The 15,439-nt window shown below is 72.6% G+C and carries 13 protein-coding genes and 1 pseudogene; 10 read left to right on the top strand and 4 right to left on the bottom strand.

Features of this window, described 5'->3' with window-relative positions; translation table 11 throughout:
- Nucleotides 1–19 precede the first annotated feature (19 nt).
- Together ACIOKD_RS10745 and ACIOKD_RS10740 are read right to left on the bottom strand one after the other, a co-directional pair.
- The gene (locus ACIOKD_RS10745) at nt 20–1,222 is read right to left on the bottom strand and encodes an amino acid deaminase/aldolase (RefSeq protein WP_402081089.1); all 1,203 of its coding nucleotides are present in this window, start codon (nt 1,220–1,222) and stop codon (nt 20–22) included.
- Between the two features lie 1,514 nt (nt 1,223–2,736).
- Entirely contained in the window at nt 2,737–2,919 is a 183-nt protein-coding gene (locus ACIOKD_RS10740) for a hypothetical protein (RefSeq protein ID WP_402081087.1), read from the bottom strand.
- A gap of 46 nt (nt 2,920–2,965) precedes the next feature.
- Between ACIOKD_RS10740 and ACIOKD_RS10735 the strand changes: the two genes are divergently transcribed.
- On the top strand, nt 2,966–3,823 hold the full coding sequence (locus ACIOKD_RS10735) for a hypothetical protein (RefSeq protein WP_402081085.1): 858 nt from the start codon (nt 2,966–2,968) through the stop codon (nt 3,821–3,823).
- Nucleotides 3,820–5,004, top strand: a complete 1,185-nt coding sequence (mycP, locus tag ACIOKD_RS10730; RefSeq protein ID WP_402081082.1) for a type VII secretion-associated serine protease mycosin — start codon at nt 3,820–3,822, stop codon at nt 5,002–5,004. The genes ACIOKD_RS10735 and mycP overlap by 4 nt, the downstream gene beginning before the upstream one ends.
- Before the next feature lie 36 nt (nt 5,005–5,040).
- Here mycP and ACIOKD_RS10725 read toward each other — a convergent pair whose 3' ends face one another.
- Complete coding sequence (locus tag ACIOKD_RS10725; protein WP_402081080.1) at nt 5,041–6,012, bottom strand: hypothetical protein; 972 nt, start codon at nt 6,010–6,012, stop codon at nt 5,041–5,043.
- Between the two features lie 192 nt (nt 6,013–6,204).
- Here ACIOKD_RS10725 and ACIOKD_RS10720 point away from each other — a divergent pair, with 192 nt between their 5' ends.
- On the top strand, nt 6,205–6,984 hold the full coding sequence (locus ACIOKD_RS10720) for an SseB family protein (protein ID WP_402081078.1): 780 nt from the start codon (nt 6,205–6,207) through the stop codon (nt 6,982–6,984).
- Nucleotides 6,985–7,053: 69 nt separating this feature from the next.
- Here the strand turns inward: ACIOKD_RS10720 and ACIOKD_RS10715 are convergent, their stop codons facing one another.
- Nucleotides 7,054–7,410 (bottom strand): DUF1844 domain-containing protein, encoded by a 357-nt coding sequence (locus ACIOKD_RS10715; RefSeq protein ID WP_107019820.1) that lies wholly within the window; start codon nt 7,408–7,410, stop codon nt 7,054–7,056.
- A 403-nt stretch (nt 7,411–7,813) separates the two neighbouring features.
- Here ACIOKD_RS10715 and infC point away from each other — a divergent pair.
- From infC to pheT, 7 genes and pseudogenes are all read left to right on the top strand, one after another.
- Nucleotides 7,814–8,531, top strand: a pseudogene (infC, locus tag ACIOKD_RS10710) (translation initiation factor IF-3).
- A gap of 129 nt (nt 8,532–8,660) precedes the next feature.
- On the top strand, nt 8,661–8,855 hold the full coding sequence (gene rpmI / locus ACIOKD_RS10705; RefSeq protein ID WP_114658338.1) for a 50S ribosomal protein L35: 195 nt from the start codon (nt 8,661–8,663) through the stop codon (nt 8,853–8,855).
- 95 nt (nt 8,856–8,950) lie between these two features.
- Entirely contained in the window at nt 8,951–9,334 is a 384-nt protein-coding gene (gene rplT, locus ACIOKD_RS10700; RefSeq protein ID WP_329212826.1) for a 50S ribosomal protein L20, read from the top strand.
- Nucleotides 9,335–9,495: 161 nt separating this feature from the next.
- Complete coding sequence (locus ACIOKD_RS10695; RefSeq protein ID WP_402081072.1) at nt 9,496–10,338, top strand: TrmH family RNA methyltransferase; 843 nt, start codon at nt 9,496–9,498, stop codon at nt 10,336–10,338.
- Nucleotides 10,339–10,460: 122 nt separating this feature from the next.
- Entirely contained in the window at nt 10,461–11,606 is a 1,146-nt protein-coding gene (locus ACIOKD_RS10690; protein ID WP_402081715.1) for an ATP-binding protein, read from the top strand.
- Nucleotides 11,607–11,753: 147 nt separating this feature from the next.
- Nucleotides 11,754–12,896, top strand: a complete 1,143-nt coding sequence (pheS, locus tag ACIOKD_RS10685; protein ID WP_402081069.1) for a phenylalanine--tRNA ligase subunit alpha — start codon at nt 11,754–11,756, stop codon at nt 12,894–12,896.
- Complete coding sequence (gene pheT / locus ACIOKD_RS10680; protein WP_402081066.1) at nt 12,896–15,397, top strand: phenylalanine--tRNA ligase subunit beta; 2,502 nt, start codon at nt 12,896–12,898, stop codon at nt 15,395–15,397. Before pheS ends, pheT begins: the two co-directional genes overlap by 1 nt.
- Nucleotides 15,398–15,439: the final 42 nt, after the last annotated feature.

The following is a 15,439-nucleotide window of genomic DNA, read 5'->3' as shown; positions in this document are numbered from 1 at the left end:
CGCCCGCCCGGTCCAGGGCCTACAGGAAGGTGTGTCCCTCGCCGCGGTACGTCGGCACCGACGCCGTCACCGTGTCGCCCTCCACGAGGTGCAGCACGTCGAAGCGTTCGCACAGCTCCCCGGCCTTCGCGTGCCGGAACCACACCTTGTCGCCGATCAGCAGATCGTCGGCGGGCGAGCCGAGCAGCGGCGTCTGCACCTCGCCCGCGCCCTCCTGGGAGTCGTACTTCAGTCCCTCGGGGAGGTACGGCACGGGCAGCCGGTCGGGGCCGGGGGCGCCCGACGCCGGATAGCCGCCGCCGAGGACCGTCACGACACCGACCCCGGGCCTGCGCACGACGGGCTGGGCGAAGAGCGCGGCCGGACGTCCGCTGAACGACGTGTAGTTGTCGAAGAGACGCGGGACGTACAGCCCCGACCCGGCCGCGATCTCGGTCACCGAGTCCTCGGCCGCGGTGTGCTGGACGCTGCCCGTGCCACCGCCGTTGACGAACTCCAGGTCCGGCGCGACGGCCCGGACCGCCCGCACGACGTCCGCCCGGCGCCGCGCCAGCTCCTTGCGGGCCGTCGCCTGCATCAGCCGGATCGCACGCGATCGCAAAGGGCGCCCCCGCAGAGCGTCACCCACCCCGGCGATGTGGCCCTCGTACGCCATGATCCCGACGAGCCGGAAACCGGGCCGGCGGGCGACCGTACGCGCCATGTCGGCGACCTGGGCGGCGGAGTACAGGGGCGAGCGGAGGGCGCCGACCCGGACCCGGCCGCCGAACATCTTCAGCGCGGTGTCCAACTCCAGGCAGACGCGCACCTCTTCGCGTCCGCCGTCCCGGGCGTCGTCGATCAGTTGCAACTGCGCAGGGTCGTCGATCATGACGGTCACGGCGGCGGCGAGTTCGGGATCATGTGTGAGTGTCGCGTACGCCGCCCGGTCGGCGGACGGATAGGCGAGCAGTACGTCGTCGAAACCGGAGCGGGCCAGCCACAGCGACTCGTCGAGCGTGTAGGACATGAGTCCGGCGAAGCCGTCCCGGGCGAGGACGCGTTCGAGCAGTGCCCGGCAGCGCACCGACTTGCTCGCGACGCGTACGGGCTTGCCCGCCGCCCGCCGTACGAGATCGTCCGCGTTGGCGTCGAAGGCCTCCAGATCCACGATCGCGACGGGTGCGTCCAGGTGAGCGGTGGCCCGGTCGTAGCGGGCTCGGTCTGCGGCGCGGGCTGTCATGTGCGAAGCCTGCCAGACCGGATTACCGCAGGGTAGGGGGACGTTCCGGGCAGATGCCACGGGCCCGCGGACTGGTTCCCACGGGCACAGCGTCAGCCCGTAGAGTGACGCGCACGCAAGCGGGGAACGGATCCGGAGGGGCTCCTTCGGCCGGTCTCGGTCGTCCGGGGTCGAGGGAACGGGGGGTGCATGAGCACGGAAGCGCGCCGCGCCTCCATTCCTCCGCGTCCGGCGACGCCGCCGGGGCCGTCCGCGCCGGGCGACGGACGTGAGCCGTCGGAGTGGCCAGGGAACACGGACCGGCGACCGGATTCCGCTGCACCTTCGGCTACAGCTCCACCTCCACCGCCACCTCCGCTTGCACCTCCGCTTGCACCTTCGGCTCCGGCTCCGGCTTCGGAGCGGCAGGGCGGGGAGTCCGCCGGGGGTGACTGGTTCGGGCCGCGCCGCCCCGGCGCCGCGCCGCCGCGACCGCGTACCTCCGACGCAGCCGGGTCCCGGGACGCCTCCTCGTCCCAGACACCGCGTTTCCCGAACCTCCGCCCCAGCGACGGCCGCCAACGGCACACCTCCGAGACGGCTTCGCCCCGGCAGACATCGGCCCGCTTCCCGGACACACCGTCCGGCGGGACGGGCACCCTGCCCCGGGAGGCTGAGGGAGCGCCGACGAGGGCGGCGGACAGGACCGACGTCCCGTCGCGTCCGACGACGGAGCCGCGCGCTCCTCTGGGGGGCGCCGCCGAGTGGGCGGGCGTCACGCCGCGCCCGGGCGCCGGTCCCGCGCCGGACGCGGGCCGTGCCGCCCCAGCCGCTTCCCCACCGCGCCCGACGACGGAACCGCGTGCCCCCATGGGAGGTGCCGAGTGGGCCGGCGCCCCTGCCCCGCCTGCCTCACCGCACGTGCCTGCGCGCCCCTCGTCACAGTCCCCGTCACAGTCCCCGTCACAGTCCCCGTCGCGGTCCGCCTCGCGTCCGGCGCACGAAGCGGGTACGCCGTCGGGTCCGGGCGCGGCTCCCGGGCGGCCGCCGCGTGCCGACCAGCAGGATTTCCCGCTCCGCCCCGCGAGTGCACCCGGTGACTCCGCCGGAGGCATCCGACGGCCCGAGGTCCCACCGCGTCCCGCGAGCGACCCCCGCCCCACGACGCCGAACGGCCCGGAACGGCCGACCCCGCCCCGCCCGGCGACAGAGCCGCGAGCGACCGGCGGCAACTCCGCACAGCGGCCCGCCCCCGACCGGGCCCCCGACCGGGCCGAGCCGCGAGTGGCTGAGGCCGGAGCGGCGGGTGGTGACTTCGCGCAGTGGCCCGCTCCCGACCGGGCCGAGTCCGGAGCGGCCGGGGGCAACACCGCTCAGCAATCTGTTCCCGGCCGGACCGAGCCCCGTGCGGCCGGTGGCGCCTCAGGGCAGCGCCCCGGCGCGGCCGGGCCGCCGGCGGGTGATGGTGGTTCCGCTCAGTGGTCAGGGACCGGTCTGCCGCTGCGGCCCTTCGCCCCGCCGGCACCGGGTGCCCATCAGTCCTTCGCGCGGCGGACCGGGCCGTCCGCCCATGTTCCGTCCGAGACCACGACCCGGCTGCGGCCCGTTCCCGCCGAGCCGGTCGAGCCGGCCGGCCCGCCCCCGGCGCCACCGTTCCAGGCGTCAGCGTTCCAGGCGCCTCCGAGTACGTCCCCGCCCGGCAGGGGCCGGTCCTTCACCGGTGAGTCCTTTACGGGGGAGTCCTTCCCGGGCCCCGCCCGGCACGTGCCCGCGGCTCCGGAAGTGCCGCCGGTCAGGCCGTTCGTGTCCCTCGCGGACCCGGACACGTACGACGCGGACACCGCGCGGGTGCGTCCGACGGGCCTCCGCCGGCGCAGCAGCATGGCCGCCGCCGCGGCCTGCGTGGTGCTGGGACTCGGCCTCATCGGCGGTGCGCTGACGGGAAGTTGGCTCACCGGGGACACCTCGGGCGGGTCCGGGACGCCGGACGCGTTCACCGCGGCCGGAGACCTGTGGCACAGCGTGCCCGTCGACGAACTCTTCCCGCCCACGGTCACGGGCGACGGCGCGGGTCCCGGCGGCTCCGACCGCACCTGGACGCGTATCGCGGTGGCCCCCGACAGCGGCTGCGGCGACGCCTTCGACCCGCTCCTGCAGAAGGCCCTCGCGCCCGCCGGATGCCTGCGCCTCCTGCGGGCCACCTACACGGACGCGACCCGCAGCCACGTCACCACGGTCGGCCTGCTGTTCACGAAGGCCGACTCCGCCGCCATGGGCGTACTGCACCGCCGGTTCGAGGAGCAGAGGCTCGACAGGCGGCGCGACCTCATGCCCCGTACGTACGCGGCGAAAGGCACCCTCGCCGCGGGCTTCGGCGACGACCAGCGCGCGTCATGGACGCTGTCGGTCCTGACCGACGCCCCGGTCGTCACCTACGCGGTCTCCGGCTTCGCCGACGGCCGTCCCGTCGGTGAGGCGCAGCCCGCCGAGGACGCGATGAAGGCGGACGCCACCACACCGCCCGCCCAGGCCGGCCTCGGCCACGACGCACAGGGCCTCGCCGACCGCGTCGAGCGAAGCCTCCGCAGAACCGTCGACTCGGCCGCGGAGAAGCCGTCATGAGCCGTAGGGCGCCGCGCGCGAGGGGACTGCTGGTCGCCACGCTGGCCGCCGGCCTGGCCCTCCTGCCCTCCACCGCCGCCCACGCCGACGGCATCCGCGCGAAGCAGTGGGCGCTGGAGGCGATGCACACGACCGAGGCGTGGCAGACGACGAAGGGCGCCGGCATCACCGTCGCCGTCCTCGACACGGGCGTGGACGACGAACACCCGGACCTCGCGGGCAATGTCCTCACCGGCAAGGACATGGTCGGTTTCGGCGCGGGCCGCGGAGACCGGCCCTGGGCCCGGCACGGCACGGCGATGGCCGGCATCATCGCGGGCCACGGACACGGCTCGGGCAACGACGACGGAGTCATGGGCATCGCCCCCGAAGCGAAGATCCTTCCCGTCCGCGTGATCCTCGAAGACGGCGACTCGGCCCGCGGCAAGGCCCGCGACACCCGCGGCAACGCCCTCGCCGAGGGCATCCGCTGGGCCGCCGACCACGGCGCCGACGTCATCAACCTCTCCCTCGGCGACGACTCCAAGTCCGCCCACCCGGAGGCCACCGAGGACGCCGCCGTGCAGTACGCGCTGAAGAAGGGCGCCGCCGTCATCGCCTCGGCCGGGAACGGCGGCGAGAAGGGCGACCACATCTCGTACCCGGCGGCGTACCCGGGCGTGATCGCCGCGACCGCCGTCGACCGCTACGGGACCCGCGCCTCGTTCTCCACCCGCCGCTGGTACGCCACGGTCAGCGCGCCCGGCGTCGACGTGGTGATAGCCGACCCCGACCGCAAGTACTACGAGGGCTGGGGCACCAGCGCCGCCTCGGCCTTCGTCTCCGGCGCCGTCGCCCTGGTCAAGGCCGCCCACCCCGGTCTGTCCCCGGCGCAGATCAAGGACCTCCTTGAGGACACGGCCCGCAACGCTCCCTCGGGCGGTCGTGACGACTCCCTGGGATACGGCTTCGTGGACCCGGCGGCCGCCATCAAGGCGGCGGCCGGTCTGAAGCCGGAGAACCTGAGCGCGGCGGCCAACTCCGACACCTACTTCGGCGAGGGCCCGGACACCGCCGAGGGCGACGGGCCCTCGACCGCCTGGGCAGGCCCCCTGGCGGGCAGTGTCGGCGGCGTCCTCCTCGTCGTGGCGGTCATCCTCTGGCGAGGCAGCAGACGGCCCCGCCACCCCGACATCCCGTAGACCTCGAACGGGCCCCGCGAGGGTTTCGCGGTGATATCAGGTGCCTGTCTCGGCGGTCAAGGCGGTCACGGCGGCCTTCGCCGCCGCCTCCACCATCGAAATCCCTCTGGCCTTCGTGGAGTTGCCGTCCGACAGCACCGCGACGAGGTACTGGCGGCCGTCCGCCTCCACCCGCCCGACGCTGTTGATGTCCCACAGCCCGGTCGCGGTCCGCGGCAACCACCCGTTCTTCAGGGCGAACCCGGTCGGTCCCGCGGCCGACACCCCCCAGTCCTGCCCCACGGCGATGTCTCCCATCAGACCCTGCAGAAAGGTCCGGGAGCCCGCGTTCAGCTCCGACTCGCCGCCGTCCGCGAACACCTGACGCAGCAGGGTGAGTTGGTCGGCGGCCGTGGTCTGTGTCAGCCCCCACAGCACCCCGTCCCCGCCCTCGGTGTCGTCGAGGCCGAAACGTTCGTTGGCCTTCGCCAGCCCCTGCGCACGGCCGATCGCCTTCCACAGCGCGGTGGCGGACGCGTTGTCACTGTCGCGGATCATCGCGGAGGCGTACGTCTTCTCCTGCGCGGTGAGCCGGCGCCCCGCGTCCTGGGCCCGCAGCAGCAGCGAGGCCAGGATGTCGGCCTTCACGATGCTCGCGGTGTCGAACGCCTCGTCCCCGTACACCGCGCTCCGCCCGGACTCCGTGTCCAGCACCGCCACCGACAGCCGCGCCCCGGCCTCGACGGCGACGGAGCCCATCGCCTCGGTGAGCAGCGCGTCCCCGGACGCGGCAGTGGGCTCCGCGGACGTGGGTGCCGTCACAGGTTCCACCGTCGCCTCCGTCGTGGCCGCCGTTCGGGATGACGCCGAGGAGGATACGAGTTCACCGGCGTCGTGCGCCCGCGCCGTCACGTACACCGCCCCCGAGGCCGTGGCGCCGAGCAGGACGAGGGAGGCCATCGCCGCGTGCCCGAGCGGCCTGGCGCGGGACGGTCGCTCACCGTGCAGGCGTGCTCTGTGAGGGAACATGCCGCGAGCCTGGGCCGTGCCACTGTGCGCCCGGTTAGAAGCGTGTGAGAAGCGTGTCAGGGATCGCTGAGAAACCCCTGAGTCCCGTGAACAGCCTGTTTCCTAGACGGGCAGGCACGGGCAAAGCGCGCGATCGGCCCGCGTCGGCCCACCGGCGGGACCGGACGACCGCCCCCGATAGGCTCGGTTCCCGTGGCGAACAAGAACATCCCCGACCCCGGCTTCTCCGACGACGACGGCTCCGCCGATCCCCGCCTGAGCGCGGCGCTCGCGGCCTGGGCCGAGGACCGGTCCGCGCACGGCCCCGTCCTTGCGGCCCTCAAGGACGCGCGGCTCCTCGTGCCCGTGGTCGCCGTGCTCGGCGAGGTCGAGGAGGTCGGTCAGGAGGAGCGCGGAGCTCCCAAGAGGGGCGGTGGCGGGAGGCGGGAGGGCGGCCTGCGCCACGAGAAGACCAGTGACATGGCCGTCCCCACCCTGAAGGCCGGCGACCGCACCGCGCTGCCCGCCTTCACCTCCACCGCGTCGCTGGCCCGCTGGGACCCGGCGGCCCGCCCCGTCGCCGTACCCCTGCACCAGGCCCTCCGGGCAGCCGCGCACGAGAAGGCCGACACGGTCGTCCTGGACCTGGCGGGACCCGTCGCGTACGAGCTGACCGGCCCGGCGCTGCTGGCGCTCGCCGAGGGGCGTACGACGACGGACCCGCTGGCCGACCCCGCCGTGGTCGCCGCGGTACGCGCCGCGGTCGCCGCCGAGCCCCTGGTGCTCCGCGCCCACCTCGGTCCCGGGCAGGCCGACGGCACCCTGGCCCTCGTACTGGACCCCGCCGCCGCCCCGGCCGACACCGCCCAGGCCGTCGCCCGGCGCCTCGCGGCCGACGAAACACTGCGGGCCCGCCTGGTGCGCGGCCTCGACCTGGCCCTTCTGCCGGCCGAGGCGACGCCACCGGGCGAGCCCCTGTACGTACGTCAGTAGATCTCCCGCGGATCTCCCGCGATCAGGTGGAACGCCGGGATCTCCTGCGCTTTCCCGACCTGCGCGGTCTCAGCCGTAGACCGGGCCCGTGTACTTCTCGCCCGGCCCCTGGCCCGGCTCGTCCGGGACGAGCGACGCCTCGCGGAACGCCAGCTGCAGCGACTTCAGGCCGTCGCGCAGCGGGGACGCGTGGAAGGAGCTGATCTCGGTCGCGCTCGCGTCGAGCAGGCCGGCCAGGGCGTGGACCAGCTTGCGCGCCTCGTCGAGGTCCTTGTACTTGTCGCCCTCCTCGCTCAGGCCGAGCTTCACGGCGGCGGCGCTCATCAGGTTCACGGCGACCGTGACCAGGACCTCGACCGCGGGGACCTCGGCGATGTCGCGGGTCATGTCGTCGAAACCGGGGGACTCAGGAGGGGTGTCACTCATGCCCCACACGATAGGCCCAGAGTCGCGGGCGCAGGCCCGCCGGGCCCCGCCCGCCGTTGACGCGTACCCCGCCCGCGGGAGCGGTGCCCGCACACCGATTCGCACCACCCGGGGGGAACTGCTAACCTTGTGTAACGACCGGCCGGACACTCCTGTGCCCGGCCCACAAGTGGAGGCTCCGAACTCCCACCCGACCATCCTCCGGGAAGGCGGGTCATCCGGTCAGGCGGCCCCCATCGTTCCGTACGGACGATGGAGTCGCTGGATATGCGCCCCGCGGTTGACCGCGGCGGTGCTCCGGTCATTCTTGGAGCCACCGCCTGTGTCCCGTCCGGGGCATTTTTCATGTCCCACGGCGGTTGGTTCAGTGTAAAGACGTACGCGAGCTGTCTGCCAGACAGCCGTGTGGTGCTATCCGAGGAGGATCCATCAGCGCCGAGCCCCGCATCAACGACCGGATTCGCGTTCCCGAGGTACGACTTGTCGGTCCCAGCGGTGAGCAGGTCGGGATTGTCCCGCTTGCCAAGGCCCTGGAGCTTGCGCAGGAGTACGACCTCGACCTGGTCGAGGTGGCCGCCACCGCGCGTCCGCCGGTCTGCAAGCTCATGGACTACGGGAAGTTCAAGTACGAGTCGGCCATGAAGGCCCGTGAGGCGCGCAAGAACCAGGCGCACACGGTCATCAAGGAGATGAAGCTCCGGCCGAAGATCGACCCGCACGACTATGACACCAAGAAGGGTCACGTCGTCCGGTTCCTCAAGCAGGGCGACAAGGTCAAGATCACGATCATGTTCCGTGGTCGCGAGCAGTCCAGGCCGGAACTCGGCTACCGACTGCTGCAGCGTCTCGCCACGGACGTCGAGGATCTCGGGTTCATCGAGTCGAACCCGAAGCAGGACGGCCGAAACATGATCATGGTTCTCGGCCCGCACAAGAAGAAGACAGAGGCGATGGCCGAAGCCCGCGAGGCCCAGGCGGCCCGCAAGGCGGAGGCGAAGGCCAACCCGGGCAAGTCGCAGAACCACGCGGGTGACGAGATCTCCGACGAGGAGGTCACCGAGACCGAGGTCACCGAGACCGAGGCCGTCGAGGCCCCGGCCGAGGCTCCCGCCGAAGCCTGATCCCGGGGTGCGAGTCCCAGGGGTTTCCGGACGCGAGTCCGGGGACGTCAACCCATACATATGACGTTCCGTTGTGCCCGGTCTGACGACCGGGCACAGGAACGCCACCGACGAGGAGAGAGCGGCGCCATGCCGAAGAACAAGACGCACAGCGGTGCCAGCAAGCGCTTCAAGATCACCGGCTCCGGCAAGGTGCTCCGCGAGCGTGCCGGCAAGCGCCACCTGCTTGAGCACAAGTCGTCGCGCGTGACACGCCGCCTCACCGGCACCGCCGAGATGGCCCCGGGCGACGCCAAGAAGATCAAGAAGCTTCTCGGCAAGTGACGTGCCGGCGCCGCGGCGCCGTATGTCAGGACCGGGACCCCATCGATTTCGGACCGTGTGACGACCACCACGGTCCCGCTGCAAGGAGTTAACAAGTGGCACGCGTCAAGCGGGCAGTCAACGCCCACAAGAAGCGCCGGGCGATCCTAGAGGCCGCCAAGGGCTACCGCGGTCAGCGTTCGCGTCTGTACCGCAAGGCCAAGGAGCAGGTCACCCACTCCCTGGTCTACAACTACAACGACCGCAAGAAGCGCAAGGGCGACTTCCGTCGCCTGTGGATCCAGCGCATCAACGCTGCGGCCCGTCAGAACGGCATGACGTACAACCGCCTCATCCAGGGTCTGAACGCCGCCAACATCGAGGTGGACCGCAAGATCCTCGCGGAGCTGGCCGTCAACGACGCCAACGCCTTCGCCGCGCTCGTCGAGGTCGCGCAGAAGGCCCTGCCGTCGGACGTCAACGCGCCCAAGGCTGCGTGACGCTGGCGCTGGCCCCGGCCGGAACCTCTGTGTGGGCTCGCTTGCCTCAGGGCTGCGGGCCCACCTTTGTTCTGTCCAGGAGGTTTCTGCCCGAGAGGGCCGTCCCTCCCGGCGCGGCGAGCGGTACGCCCCGCCCCCGTCCGTGAACCGAAGGTGAACTCATGTCCAGCGGCCCCGAGCTGATCTCCCCGCGCTCGCAGCGCGTCTCCGCCGCCCGGCGGCTCGCGCGGCGGAGCTTCCGGGGCAAGGAGCGGCTGTTCCTCGCCGAGGGGCCCCAGGCCGTGCGGGAGGCCGCCGCCCACCGCGTCGCAAGCGGGCCCGCGCTCGTCGAACTGTTCGCCACGGTCGACGCCGCCGAGCGGTACGCCGACATCGTGGGGGAGGCCCGGGACGCCGGAGCCCGGCTGCACCTCGCCGACGACGACGTCATCGCGGACATCTCGACGACCGTCACCCCGCAGGGACTCGTCGGGATCTGCCGCTTCCTGGACACCCCCTTCGGGGAGATCGTCGCGTCGCGGCCCGAGCTGGTCGCCGTCCTGGCGCATGTGCGGGACCCCGGGAACGCGGGCACCGTCCTGCGCTGCGCCGACGCGGCCGGCGCCGACGCCGTCGTCCTCACCGACGCCTCCGTCGACCTCTACAACCCCAAGTCCGTACGGGCGTCGGTCGGCTCGCTGTTCCATCTGCCCGTCGCGGTCGGCGTACCCGTGGAGCGGGCCGTGCAAGGACTCAGGGACGCCGGCGTACGCATCCTGGCCGCCGACGGCGCGGGTGAGGACGACCTGGACGACGAACTCGACAAGGGCACCATGGGCGGGCCGACCGCCTGGGTCTTCGGCAACGAGGCGTGGGGGCTCCCGGCGGAAACGCGTGCGCTGGCGGACGCCGTCGTGCGCGTACCGATCCACGGCAGGGCCGAAAGCCTGAACCTCGCGACGGCCGCCGCCGTATGTCTCTACGCGTCGGCTCGCGCGCAGCGTGCCCGCCGTGCTCGTTCCTGAGGGGGTCCGTCCGGTCACTCCCAGCTAGTAGGGTGACGGGCCCGGGGACCCGCCCCCAAGCTCTCGGCTGCGCCTGAGCAGGGAGGTTGCCCCGGATGCCGGACGAGAGGTGGGGTACGGGGATGAGTGTCGGCACGAGCGGTGCGCAGAGCGCGCTGCGGGCACACGAGGCGCGGAACGCTCCCGCGCCCCGGCACGCCGATCCCGCGGGACTCGGCGTCGACCCCGACGACCTCCCCGACGGCCTCGTGATCGCCGACGAAGGCGGCCGGGTGATCTGCTTCAACTCCGCCGCCGCCCGGATCACCGCCACCCCCGCCGCCGAGGCCCTCGGCCACCATCTGGAGCGGGCCCTGCCGCTTGAGGACCTCGAAGGCCGCCGCTGGTGGCAGCTGACCGACCCGTACGGCGGTCTCGCGATCCGGGTCGGACAGCCCGAGCGCAATCTCCTGCTCCCGGGCGGCCGGGAGGTCCTGGTCACGGCGCGGTACGTGCGGGTGCGGCCCACCGGCCCGGTCCGCCGGGTCGTCGTCTCGCTCCGCGACACCGAGGGCCGCCGCCGCACCGAGCGCAGCCACGCCGAGCTGATCGCCACGGTCGCCCACGAACTGCGCTCGCCGCTCACCTCCGTCAAGGGCTTCACGGCCACGCTGCTCGCCAAGTGGGAGCGCTTCACCGACGACCAGAAGAAGCTGATGCTGGAGACGGTCGACGCGGACGCCGACCGCGTCACCCGCCTCATCGCCGAGCTCCTCGACATCTCCCGCATCGACTCCGGGCGCCTGGAGGTACGGCGTCAGCCCGTGGACATAGGTGCCGCGGTCGGCCGCCACATCCAGGCGTACGTGGCCTCGGGACAGTCCGCCGACCGTTTCCTGCTCCGCATCGGCCAGCCGCTGCCCGACCTGTGGGCCGACCCCGACAAGGTCGACCAGGTGCTCAGCAACCTGCTGGAAAATGCGGTGCGGCACGGCGAGGGAACCGTCACCATCGACGTGGAGCCCGCGCCGTCACCCCGCGAAGGGGAGGACGTCTGCACGTCGGTCACGGTGAGCGACGAGGGCCCCGGAATCCCGGAGGAGTCCATGAACCGCGTCTTCACCCGCTTCTGGCGGGGCAGCAAGCGCGGCGGCACCGGCCTCGGGCTGTACATCGTCAAGGGCATCGTCGAAGCCCATGGCGGCACCATCACGGTCGGCCGCGCCCCCGAGGGCGGCGCACAGTTCCGATTTACGCTGCCCGTGGGCACCCCGGCGTATCTGCAGTAACGCCGAAGCGGCCCCCACGGGCGCATTCGCACACCTCACCCCCGTTAGACTCGGCCTTTGGCACCTTTGCGTCCCCTTTTCAGGGACAGGGCGTCCCGCGAGTCGCGACGGGGACCTCCGGCCAACCAATCGGAAGCACGGGAAGAGATGTCGGCACCGAACAAGTCGTACGACCCTGTTGAGGTCGAGGCACTGAAACCGGAAGAGATCGAGCGCATGCGGGACGAGGCGCTCGCCGCCTTCGCCGCCGCCGGTGACCTCGACACGCTCCAGGAGGCCAAGGTCGCCCACACCGGCGGAGCCTCGCCGCTGGCCCTCGCCAACCGCGAGATCGGCGCCCTGCCCCCGCACGCCAAGGCCGCCGCCGGCAAGCTCGTCGGCCAGGCCCGTGGCGCGGTGAACAAGGCACTAGCCGCCCGCCAGGTCGAACTGGAGGCCGAGCGGGACGCCCGTGTGCTGGTGGAGGAGGCCGTGGACGTCACACTGCCCCACGACCGTGTACCGGCCGGCGCCCGGCACCCGCTGACCACCATGATGGAGCGGGTCGCGGACGTCTTCGTGTCCATGGGGTACGAGATCGCCGAGGGCCCCGAGGTCGAGGCGGAGTGGTTCAACTTCGACGCCCTCAACTTCACCCCGGACCACCCGGCCCGGCAGATGCAGGACACCTTCTTCGTCCAGGGCGCGAAGGGCGCGAAGGGCTCCGAGGGCACGGGCGACGAGTCCGGTGTCGTGCTGCGCACGCACACCTCGCCGGTGCAGGCCCGCGCCATGCTGGACCGTGAGCCGCCCGTCTACATCGTGTGCCCCGGCCGCGTGTACCGCACGGACGAGCTGGACGCCACGCACACCCCGGTCTTCCACCAGATCGAGCTGCTCGCCATCGACGAGGGCCTGACCATGGCCGACCTCAAGGGCACCCTCGACCACATGGTCCGCTCGCTCTTCGGCGCCGACATGAAGACCCGGCTGCGGCCGAACTACTTCCCCTTCACCGAGCCGTCCGCCGAGATGGACATGCTCTGCTATGTCTGCAAGGGCGAGTCCGTCGGCAACCCAGACCGCCCCTGCCGCACCTGCTCCAGCGAGGGCTGGATCGAGCTGGGCGGCTGCGGCATGGTCAACCCGCGGGTGCTCACCGCCTGCGGTGTGGACCCCCGGAAGTACAGCGGATTCGCCTTCGGGTTCGGCATCGAGCGGATGCTGATGTTCCGCCACAACGTCGAAGACATGCGAGACATGGTCGAGGGTGACGTCCGGTTCACCCGGCCGTTCGGGATGGAGATCTGATGCGGGTCCCGCTTTCCTGGCTGCGGGAGTACGTCGACCTCCCCGCCACCGAGACCGGCCGCGACGTGCAGGCCGAGCTCGTGTCCGCCGGCCTTGAGGTCGAGCGGGTCGAGCAGCTCGGCGCCGGCCTCAAGGGGCCGCTCGTCGTCGGCAGGGTGCTGACCATCGAGGAGCTGGAGGGCTTCAAGAAGCCCATCCGCTTCTGCACCGTCGACGTCGGCAGTGCCAACGGCACCGGCGAGCCGCAGGAGATCGTCTGCGGCGCCCGCAACTTCGCCGTCGGCGACAAGGTCGTCGTGGTCCTGCCCGGCGCCGTGCTGCCCGGCGACTTCGCGATCGCCGCGCGCAAGACGTACGGCCACACCTCGCACGGCATGATCTGCTCCGGCGACGAGCTGGGCATGGGCGACGACGGCAGCGGCGGCATCATCGTGCTGCCGCCGGAGCACGAGGTCGGCACCGACGCGATCGAGCTGCTCGAACTCGTCGACGAGGTCCTCGACATCGCCGTCACGCCCGACCGCGGCTACGCGCTGTCGATGCGCGGCGTGGCCCGCGAGACCGCCACCGCCTACGGCCTCGACCTGCGCGACCCGGCGCTGCTCGACGTGCCGGGCCCCAACGCCTTCGGGTACCCGGTGCAGGTCGCCGACCCGCTGGGCTGCGACCGCTTCACCGCGCGGACCGTCACCGGTCTGTCGCCCGAGGCCCGCTCCCCGATCTGGCTGACGCGCCGCCTCCAGAAGGCGGGCATGCGCCCGATCTCGCTGGCCGTCGACATCACCAACTACGTGATGCTGGAGCTGGGGCAGCCCCTGCACGCGTACGACCGCTCCCGGATCCAGGGTGCGATCGGCGTGCGCCGGGCCGAGCGGGGCGAGAAGCTCACCACCCTCGACGGCACCAAGCGCACGCTGGACGCCGAGGACCTGGTGATCACCGACGACCGCGGGCCCGTCGGCCTCGCCGGCGTCATGGGCGGTGCCAGCACGGAGATCGACGACACCGAGGGAACCACCACCGAGGTCGTCGTCGAGGCCGCCCACTTCGACCCGATCTCCATCGCCCGCACGGCCCGCCGGCACAAGCTGGCCTCCGAGGCGTCCAAGCGCTTCGAGCGGGGCGTCGACCCGGAGGCCGCGGCGGCGGCTGCCCAGCGCACGGTCGACCTGCTGGTCCTGCTCGCGGGCGGCACCGCCGACGCGGGCGTCACCCAGATCAGCTCGCCGTCCGCGCCGCACACCATCACCATCCCGGCGAACCACCCGGACAGGGTCGCGGGCGTCGACTACGGCCGCGAGACCGTCGTACGCCGCCTCCAGCAGGTCGGCTGCGACGTCTACGGCCAGGACGAGCTGATCGTGACCGTGCCGTCCTGGCGGCCCGACCTCACCGACCCGAACGACCTGGCCGAAGAGGTCATCCGGCTTGAGGGCTACGAGAACCTGCCCTCGACGCTGCCCAGGCCCCCCGCGGGCCTGGGCCTGACCGACCGGCAGCGGCTGCACCGCCGGGTCGGCCGCGCGCTGGCCGGCGCCGGGTACGTGGAGGCGCTGAACTACCCGTTCATCGGCACCGGGGTGCTCGACCAGCTCGGCCTGGAGGCCGACGACTCGCGCCGCACCGTGGTGACGCTGGCCAATCCGCTCTCCGACGAAGAGCCCGCGATGCGTACGACGCTGCTGCCGGGGCTCCTCGGCGCGCTGCGCCGCAACGACGGCCGGGGCTCGCACGACCTGGCGCTCTTCGAGACCGGACTGGTCTTCCGGCCGACCGGGCAGGAGAACAAGGCCGAGCGGCTGCCTGTCGACCGTCGTCCCACCGACGAGGAGATCGCCGGGATCGACTCCGCGCTGCCGCGTCAGCCGCGCCGTGCCGCCGTCGTTCTCGCGGGCGCCCGTGAGCAGGCCGGCTGGTGGGGCAAGGGACGCCCGGCGGACTGGGCGGACGCGGTCGAGGCCGCGCGTACGGTGGCCCGGGAGGCCGGTGTCGAACTGACCGTGCGCGGTGACCGGCACGCGCCCTGGCACCCGGGCCGTTGCGCCGCGCTGTACGTCACGGTGAACGGCGCGGAGACGCTCGTCGGTCACGCCGGTGAGCTGCACCCGCGGGTCGTCAAGGCGCTGCATCTGCCGGAGCGCAGCTGTGCCATGGAGATCGAGCTCGATCTCCTGGAGCAGGCGGGCGCCGGTGCGCTCGCCGCGCCGCGCATCTCCGCGTTCCCGGTCGCCACGCAGGATGTCGCGCTCGTCGTCGCGCGGGACGTGCCGGCCGCCGAGGTCGAGGCCGCGTTGCGCGAGGGCGCGGGTGAACTCCTGGAGTCCGTGCGGCTGTTCGACGTGTACGAGGGGGAGCAGCTCGGTGAGGGGCGGAAGTCGCTCGCTTACGCGTTGCGCTTCCGTGCGGGTGATCGCACGTTGACCGTGGATGAGGCGTCCGCGGCGCGGGACTCGGCGGTCGCCCTCGCGGGCTCGCGTACGGGGGCCGTTCTGCGGAGTTAGCTTCGCCGGTTGTGGCGGGGGACTGCGGGTTGTCGGTCGGGT

Source organism: Streptomyces sp. NPDC087844, assembly GCF_044742785.1.
Classification (GTDB): Bacteria; Actinomycetota; Actinomycetes; order Streptomycetales; family Streptomycetaceae; genus Streptomyces.
This window is presented reverse-complemented; position numbering and strand designations above follow the sequence as displayed.

What these genes read in the sequence shown, in the direction of transcription:
- ACIOKD_RS10745 (WP_402081089.1), bottom strand. Translation starts at nt 1,222, where the DNA reads ATGACAGCCCGCGCCGCAGACCGAGCCCGCTACGACCGGGCCACCGCT.
- mycP (WP_402081082.1), top strand. Translation starts at nt 3,820, where the DNA reads ATGAGCCGTAGGGCGCCGCGCGCGAGGGGACTGCTGGTCGCCACGCTG.
- ACIOKD_RS10725 (WP_402081080.1), bottom strand. Translation starts at nt 6,012, where the DNA reads ATGTTCCCTCACAGAGCACGCCTGCACGGTGAGCGACCGTCCCGCGCC.
- ACIOKD_RS10715 (WP_107019820.1), bottom strand. Translation starts at nt 7,410, where the DNA reads ATGAGTGACACCCCTCCTGAGTCCCCCGGTTTCGACGACATGACCCGC.
- rpmI (WP_114658338.1), top strand. Translation starts at nt 8,661, where the DNA reads ATGCCGAAGAACAAGACGCACAGCGGTGCCAGCAAGCGCTTCAAGATC.
- ACIOKD_RS10695 (WP_402081072.1), top strand. Translation starts at nt 9,496, where the DNA reads ATGTCCAGCGGCCCCGAGCTGATCTCCCCGCGCTCGCAGCGCGTCTCC.
- ACIOKD_RS10690 (WP_402081715.1), top strand. Translation starts at nt 10,461, where the DNA reads ATGAGTGTCGGCACGAGCGGTGCGCAGAGCGCGCTGCGGGCACACGAG.
- pheS (WP_402081069.1), top strand. Translation starts at nt 11,754, where the DNA reads ATGTCGGCACCGAACAAGTCGTACGACCCTGTTGAGGTCGAGGCACTG.
- pheT (WP_402081066.1), top strand. Translation starts at nt 12,896, where the DNA reads ATGCGGGTCCCGCTTTCCTGGCTGCGGGAGTACGTCGACCTCCCCGCC.